Origin of the sequence: Mycobacterium helveticum (assembly GCF_007714205.1) — a bacterium.
Taxonomy (GTDB): Bacteria; Actinomycetota; Actinomycetes; order Mycobacteriales; family Mycobacteriaceae; genus Mycobacterium; species Mycobacterium helveticum.
The window spans coordinates 1-6139 of the sequence record NZ_VMQU01000198.1; the positions used below are offsets into that span (position 1 = coordinate 1).

At 67.0% G+C, this 6139-nt stretch carries 6 protein-coding genes and 1 pseudogene; 3 read left to right on the top strand and 4 right to left on the bottom strand.

Going from position 1 to position 6139, the window contains the following annotated elements; translation table 11 throughout:
• The first annotated feature begins 95 nt into the window (after window positions 1-95).
• Window positions 96-968: an alpha/beta fold hydrolase gene (locus FPZ47_RS26015; RefSeq protein WP_144956956.1), complete on the top strand. Its 873-nt coding sequence runs from the start codon at window positions 96-98 to the stop codon at window positions 966-968.
• On the opposite strand, the gene gnd is transcribed toward FPZ47_RS26015, so the two are convergent.
• Both gnd and FPZ47_RS26025 read right to left on the bottom strand, forming a co-directional pair.
• A complete protein-coding gene (gene gnd, locus FPZ47_RS26020) occupies window positions 961-1983 on the bottom strand; it encodes a phosphogluconate dehydrogenase (NAD(+)-dependent, decarboxylating) (protein WP_144956953.1) in 1023 nt (340 codons plus the stop codon). The two genes, FPZ47_RS26015 and gnd, sit on opposite strands and share 8 nt — an antisense overlap.
• 13 nt (window positions 1984-1996) lie before the next feature.
• A complete protein-coding gene (locus FPZ47_RS26025) occupies window positions 1997-3406 on the bottom strand; it encodes a glucose-6-phosphate dehydrogenase (RefSeq protein WP_144956951.1) in 1410 nt (469 codons plus the stop codon).
• A gap of 130 nt (window positions 3407-3536) precedes the next feature.
• On the opposite strand from FPZ47_RS26025, the gene FPZ47_RS26030 reads away from it, so the two are divergent.
• Window positions 3537-4373 carry an adenylate/guanylate cyclase domain-containing protein gene (locus FPZ47_RS26030; RefSeq protein WP_144956948.1) on the top strand — a complete coding sequence of 279 codons (837 nt, stop codon included), beginning with the start codon at window positions 3537-3539 and terminating at the stop codon, window positions 4371-4373.
• Here FPZ47_RS26030 and FPZ47_RS26035 read toward each other — a convergent pair.
• Window positions 4322-4501 (bottom strand): hypothetical protein, encoded by a 180-nt coding sequence (locus FPZ47_RS26035; RefSeq protein ID WP_144956945.1) that lies wholly within the window; start codon window positions 4499-4501, stop codon window positions 4322-4324. The two genes, FPZ47_RS26030 and FPZ47_RS26035, sit on opposite strands and share 52 nt — an antisense overlap.
• A 191-nt stretch (window positions 4502-4692) precedes the next feature.
• On the opposite strand from FPZ47_RS26035, the gene FPZ47_RS26040 reads away from it, so the two are divergent.
• Window positions 4693-5394, top strand: coding sequence for a guanylate cyclase (locus FPZ47_RS26040; protein ID WP_144956942.1), 702 nt, complete (start codon window positions 4693-4695; stop codon window positions 5392-5394).
• Here the strand turns inward: FPZ47_RS26040 and FPZ47_RS26045 are convergent.
• Window positions 5360-5734, bottom strand: a pseudogene (locus FPZ47_RS26045) (putative quinol monooxygenase). The gene FPZ47_RS26040 and the pseudogene FPZ47_RS26045 sit on opposite strands and share 35 nt — an antisense overlap.
• Window positions 5735-6139: the final 405 nt, after the last annotated feature.

A 6139-nucleotide genomic window follows, 5' to 3' on the forward strand; every position in this document is an offset into this window, starting at 1 on the left:
ACTGGTCCCGCCGCCGCGCTCATCCGACTCCCGAGCCAATCCTGGGACCCACCCAGCGCCGACACGCTTATTTGAGGCCTAGGTAACGTCAGGGCATGAACGCCGTGAGCAGCAGCCCCCAGACCGTCGAGTTTTCCGGTGTCGGCGGAATCAGCCTGGTCGCCGACGAATGGAACCGCGGCGCCGCTGCGTCCGGCCACCCGACCATCCTCATGCTGCACGGGGGCGGCCAGAACCGGTTCTCCTGGAAGAACACTGGCCAGGTGCTTGCCGACGACGGATTCCACGTCGTCGCGCTCGACGCCCGCGGCCACGGTGACAGCGACCGCGCTCCCGGGGCCGACTACGCGGTCGAGACGCTGACCGCCGACGTCGTGCACGTCCTGGATGCGATCGGCAGGCCGGTGACGATCATCGGGGCCAGCATGGGCGGTTTGACCGGAATCCTCGCGGCCCACCGGGCCGGCCCCGACCGGGTCACCCGACTGGTCCTCGTCGACGTGGTCCCCCGGTTCGAGAAGGACGGCAGCGCCCGCATCCGCGACTTCATGATGGGCAACCTCGAGGGGTTCGACACGCTGGAGCAGGCCGCCGACGCCGTCGCCGACTACTTGCCTTACCGGACCAAGCCGCGCAACCCGGAGGGTCTGAAGAAGAACCTGCGCCTGCGCGACGGTCGCTGGTACTGGCACTGGGATCCCGCGTTCATGACCAAGCCCGGCGACGACCCCGAGCTGCGCACCGAGAACTTCGAACACGCCGCGACGAGCCTGACGATTCCGGTTCTGTTGATCCGCGGGAAACTGTCCGATGTCGTGAGTCCCGAAGGGGTGCAGCACTTCCTGTCGACGGTGCCGCAGGCGGAATTCATCGAGCTGTCCAACGCCGGGCATACCGCCGCCGGAGACGACAACGACGCGTTCAGCGAAGCCGTGGTGACGTTCGTCCGGCGGCGACCGCTCAGTTAACGGGTTTTTCCGCGTGCCCGCCGAATTGTTTGCGCATCGCCGACAGCGCCTTGTTGGCGAAGTCGTCGAGCTGACGTGAGGCGAAGCGGGACTGCAGCGCGGTGGTGAGCACCGGGGTCGGAACGCCTTCGTCGATCGCCGCGATGGAGGTCCACCGGCCCTCCCCCGAGTCGGAGACGCGCCCGGAGAACTCGTCGAGGTCCGGCGACTCGTGCAGCGCGATCGCGGTCAGGTCCAGCAACCAGGACCCGATGACGCTGCCGCGGCGCCACACCTCCGCGACCTCCGAGATGTCCAAGTCATATTGGTAGAACTCGGGATTGGACAGCGGCGCGGTTTCGGCGTCAGCCTCCTGCACGTGCCTGCCGACGTCGGCGTTGCGCAGCACGTTGAGCCCCTCGGCGAGCGAGGCCATCATTCCGTACTCGATGCCGTTGTGCACCATCTTGACGAAGTGGCCCGCACCGGACGGCCCGCAATGCAGGTAACCCTTCTCCGATCGCGCAACCTCGCCCTCACGCCCCGGTGTGCGTTCCGCCGCGTCCACCCCCGGGGCGACGGTGGCGAAGATCGGCTCGGCGTGGTCGAACGCGTCCGGGTCGCCGCCGATCATCAGGCAGTAGCCGCGCTCACGACCCCACACCCCGCCGCTGGTCCCGCAGTCGAGCAGCCGAATGCCGCGCTCGGACAGGGTTTTCGCGTGGCGGATGTCGTCGCGGTAGTAGGAATTGCCGCCGTCGATCACGATGTCACCCGAGTCCAGCGTGGTGGCCAACTCCTCGATCACCCCCGTGGTGATCGTTCCGGCCGGCACCATCACCCAGACCACGCGCGGGGCGGAGAGCTTCTCGGCGAGCTCTCCGAGCGAGGACACCCCCGTTGTGTTGTCCTCACCGGCCATGGCCGTGACGGCATCGGCGTTGTGGTCGTAGACCACGCACTCGTGGCCGTCGGCGACGAGGCGGCGCACGATGTTGGCGCCCATGCGGCCCAGTCCGATCATCCCCAGCTGCATTGCTGCTGTCTCCTTACTGTGCCGCGTTCGCGCCGCGAGGCAGCCACGGCGATTGCCAATTACGGTGACCGCGAAGCAGCGTGTGTGCGGCCTCGGGCCCCCAGGAACCCTGGTCGTAGGGGTGGATCCGGCCCGGCTTGTCGAGCAGCGGCTGCACGATGCGCCACGTTTCTTCGATCGCGTCTTCCCGGGCGAAAAGCTCGCGGTTGCCGGTCAACCCGGCATACAGCAGACGCTCGTAGGGGCGCACGGCCTCACCGAGGTCCACGGCGAACGACGAGTCCAGGTGGACGTCGTGCCACGAGCTGCCGACCTGTGCGGACAGCTGCAGCCGCAGCCCCGGGTCGGGGTCGATACGCAGCACGATCTGGTTGGGAGCCGGCGGCCGGCGGTTGGGCAGGAAGGAGTAACCGGGCACGTGATGCAAGAACATCCGCACCTCGGTGACCCTTTCCGGCAGCGCCTTGCCGGCACGCAAGAAGATGGGCACCCCGGCCCAGCGCCAGTTGTCGATCTCGGTGCGCAGCGCGATATAGGTCTCGGTGCGTGAATTCTTGGCCACTCCGGGCACGTCGGTGTAACCCCGGTACTGGCCCCGCACGCAAAGCTGCGGGTCCAGGGCCGGCATGGCGCGAAACACCTCCGCCTTCTTGTCGTTGAGGTCGTCGGCGGAGGGCCCGACCGGGGGCCCCATGGCGACCAGCGCGAGCACCTGCAGCAGATGGTTTTGGACGACGTCGCGCAGCGCGCCCACCGCGTCGTAGAACTTGCCGCGGTCCGCGACGCCGAAGTCCTCGGCCATGGTGACGTGGATCTCCGAGATGCTCTCGCGGTCCCACAGCTTGGCCAGACTCTTGTTGGCAAAGCGCAGGTACTGCAGCTCGTCGACGGGTTGCTTGCCCAGGAAGTGGTCGACCCGCAGGATCTGGTCCTCGTCGAGCACCGCGCGCAGCCGGGCGTTGAGGTCGCGCGCGGAGGCCAGATCGTGACCGAACGGCTTCTCCACGGCGACGCGGGCGTTCTCCAGCAGGTTCGCCTTGGCCAGGTTCTCGACGATCGGCGCGAACAACGCCGGCGGCATCTCCAGGTAGAAGAGCGGACGGCGGTCCGCGCCGATCTGATCGGCCAGCCGCGTGTAGAGCTTCCCGTCGACGACGTCGCCGTGCAGGTAGGAGAACCGGCCCGCCAGTCGGTCGAACACCCCCGCGTCGAACTCCTCGCCGGACGACTTGATGGCGTCCCGCGCCCGCTCGACCAACTGGTCCACCGAGATGTCGTCGCTGGCCACACCGATGATCGGGCAGTCGAGCAGGTTTCGGCGCTCGATCCGGTACAACGCCCGAAACGTCATCTTGCGGGCCAGATCCCCGGTGATTCCGAAAATGACGAGCAGGTCTGAGGAGATATTGTCGCCGTCGGCCAAGCCGCACCTCCCGAAAGTCACCTGATCGGCTTACTTGAGAAGCATTACCCACGACGGCCGGAATCAACACTAGACACTATGCCGGGACCCGACAAGCCGACGGCGTGCCGGTTTTTGGCAGGATGCTGACGTGGCTAACCTGCTGCACATCGCCGTCTACGTGCTGGCCGGATTTGCCCTGACCGAAGCCGTCGCACTGGTCGTCCTGGCACGGCTGCTGGCCCGAAGTCGCCGGGAGAGCGCGGAACTGCGGGACCGCACCGACACGCGCGGTTGGCTGCTGTCGAGCGGGCGCGAGGCCGTCAAGACCGTGTGGCAAACCGCCAGCCTGATCAGCAAAGAGGGCTTCGGCGGCGCGCTACGCAGCTCGATCGAGGACCTCGCCGACTGGGCCGAGGTCGAGCGGCCCGACCTGGCGCGCATCACCCCCGACGGCCGGGTGGTGATCTTGTTCTCCGACATCGAAGAGTCCACCGCGCTCAACGAGCGGATCGGCGACCGCGCCTGGGTCAAGCTGATCAGCTCGCACGACAAACTCGTCTCGGGACTCGTGCGGCGGCACTCCGGACATGTGGTCAAGAGCCAGGGCGACGGGTTCATGATCGCCTTCTCCCGCGCCGAACAGGCGGTACGGTGCGGAGTGGACGTTCAGCGCTCGTTATGCGAAGAAGCAAAACGCAAGCGCGGCAATGAAATTCGCGTCCGGATCGGCATCCACATGGGGCGCTCGGTGCGCCGCGGCGACGACCTGTTCGGGCGCAACGTCGCGATGGCGGCGCGGGTGGCGGCCCAAGCCGTCGGCGGCCAGATCCTGGTCAGCGAACCGGTGCGCGACGCCGTCGACGGCCGCCTCGACGCTGCGGGCATCGGGTTCGACGACGGCCGCGATGTCGAGCTGAAGGGCTTTTCGGGCACCTACCGCTTGTTCGCCGTCGAGACCGAAGCCTCGGATTCGGCCAACCTCTGATGCAGGCGGGCCCGCACCTCGTCGGCGGTGTAGGCGCGGCGCCTGCGTTGATCGCGAACGACCAGCGCTCCCCCGGCGACCACACCGGCGACGCCGGCCAACCCGACCCACTTCCAGACGTTGCGCATGGCGACAGGTTATCGCCGGTTATGGTTGGCGTGATCGCTCTTCGACCACCACACACGGCAACGGCAGCACCGCCTCGAGGCCCCATGGACACGCTACGCGAGAAGACCGCCGTCATCGGAACACATCGCCCCGCAATCTGCCTGCGACGCAAGGACATCGGCGGCCCATCGAGCCAACCGCCGACTCGACCATGCTGACCCTGGACCGGGCACTCCACGAAACCCGGACCGGTGACATCTGGTTGTTCCGAGGCGGTTCACGGCCCGACCGGGCGATCCAGACCCTGACCAACAGTCCGGTCAACCACGTCGGGATGACCGTCGCCATCGACGACCTGCCGCCGCTGATCTGGCATGCCGAACTGGGCGACAAGTTGGTCGACATGTGGACCGGCACCAACCACCGTGGTGTTCAGCTCAACGACCTGAGACAGGCCGTCGAGCAGTGGACGCGGCATTACCACCAACGCTGTTGGCTGCGGCAGCTGACGCCCTACGCCAGCCGCGAGCAGGAGAACAGACTGCTGCGCGTCATCGCGCGGCTGGACGGCACGGCGTTTCCGACGACGGCCCGGCTGACCGGTCGGTGGCTGCGCGGGCGACTCCCGACCGCCCACGACTGGGTACGGGGAATCCCCTTGGCGGACCGCAGAGTCCGGGAGTCGACGCAACGCCACAAAGCCCGGCGGCGCCTCGGCCTTCAGACGGCCTACTGCGCGGAGACGGTGGCGATCACCTACGAGGAAATGGGTCTGCTCGTCACGGACAAGAACGCGAACTGGTTTGATCCGGGCTCATTTTGGAGCGGCGACACCCTGCGGTTGGCGGCCGGCTACCGGCTGGGCGAGGAGATCGGGGTCACCCTCGACCAACCCGCCACCACCGACCGCTGATAGACGGTGACGCGGGTCGGTCGACCGTCATCTCCCCCATCTCCGACCACCCCGTCGCGTCGATCGTCTGGCTGACGATGTTGGGCGTGGACTTCAGCGCCTGCGGCAGTTCTTGCATCGCTTTCCTGAAATGGTCGCTGTTGACATCGACGCCGCTCGCATCGCCGTCGCGGAACGCCTCGACCAGGACATACTCGTGCGGGTTCTCCAGGCTGCGAGACTACTCGAACCACAGGTTGCCCGGCTCGGCGCGCGTGGCGGCGGTGAACCCGGCAACCAGGCCCGGCCAGCGATCGGTCGACTCGGGCCTGGTCTCGAACGTGACGACGATAAAGATCACTGCCCGCCCCGCTGTGCTCGATGATTCTGCGTTCGAAGGTCCGACAGCCCGCTCGAGTTCCCCGGGCAGCGCCAGCATATACGGCTTCACGGCCGCACCGTGACTGACCTGCCGAATGAATCCAGAACTCGGGCGCGTCCACGGTAGCAAATTTACTTCGAAGATTTACCAAAGTGTAAGCATATCGCCGCGGAGACGTTACTTTTCCGCTGGCCAATCTGATCCGTGGGCAGATTTGTCGATTCCGGCGACAGCAATAACCGCGATTCATCCTATTCACGTATTCAAAATTCAGGAACCGGCCGGCGGCAATTCCCCGGGCGGCGGAGCCGGCATGTCGGGAGCCGTGTCGTCGACCAGAACCGCCGGCACATCCGGCGGCGGGGCCGGGTCACCGGGGGGCGG

Bases quoted from the DNA above. Each gene is read 5' to 3' on its own strand.
- gnd (WP_144956953.1), bottom strand. From the start codon at position 1,983: ATGCAGCTGGGGATGATCGGACTGGGCCGCATGGGCGCCAACATCGTG.
- FPZ47_RS26035 (WP_144956945.1), bottom strand. From the start codon at position 4,501: ATGCGCAACGTCTGGAAGTGGGTCGGGTTGGCCGGCGTCGCCGGTGTG.
- FPZ47_RS26015 (WP_144956956.1), top strand. From the start codon at position 96: ATGAACGCCGTGAGCAGCAGCCCCCAGACCGTCGAGTTTTCCGGTGTC.
- FPZ47_RS26040 (WP_144956942.1), top strand. From the start codon at position 4,693: ATGCTGACCCTGGACCGGGCACTCCACGAAACCCGGACCGGTGACATC.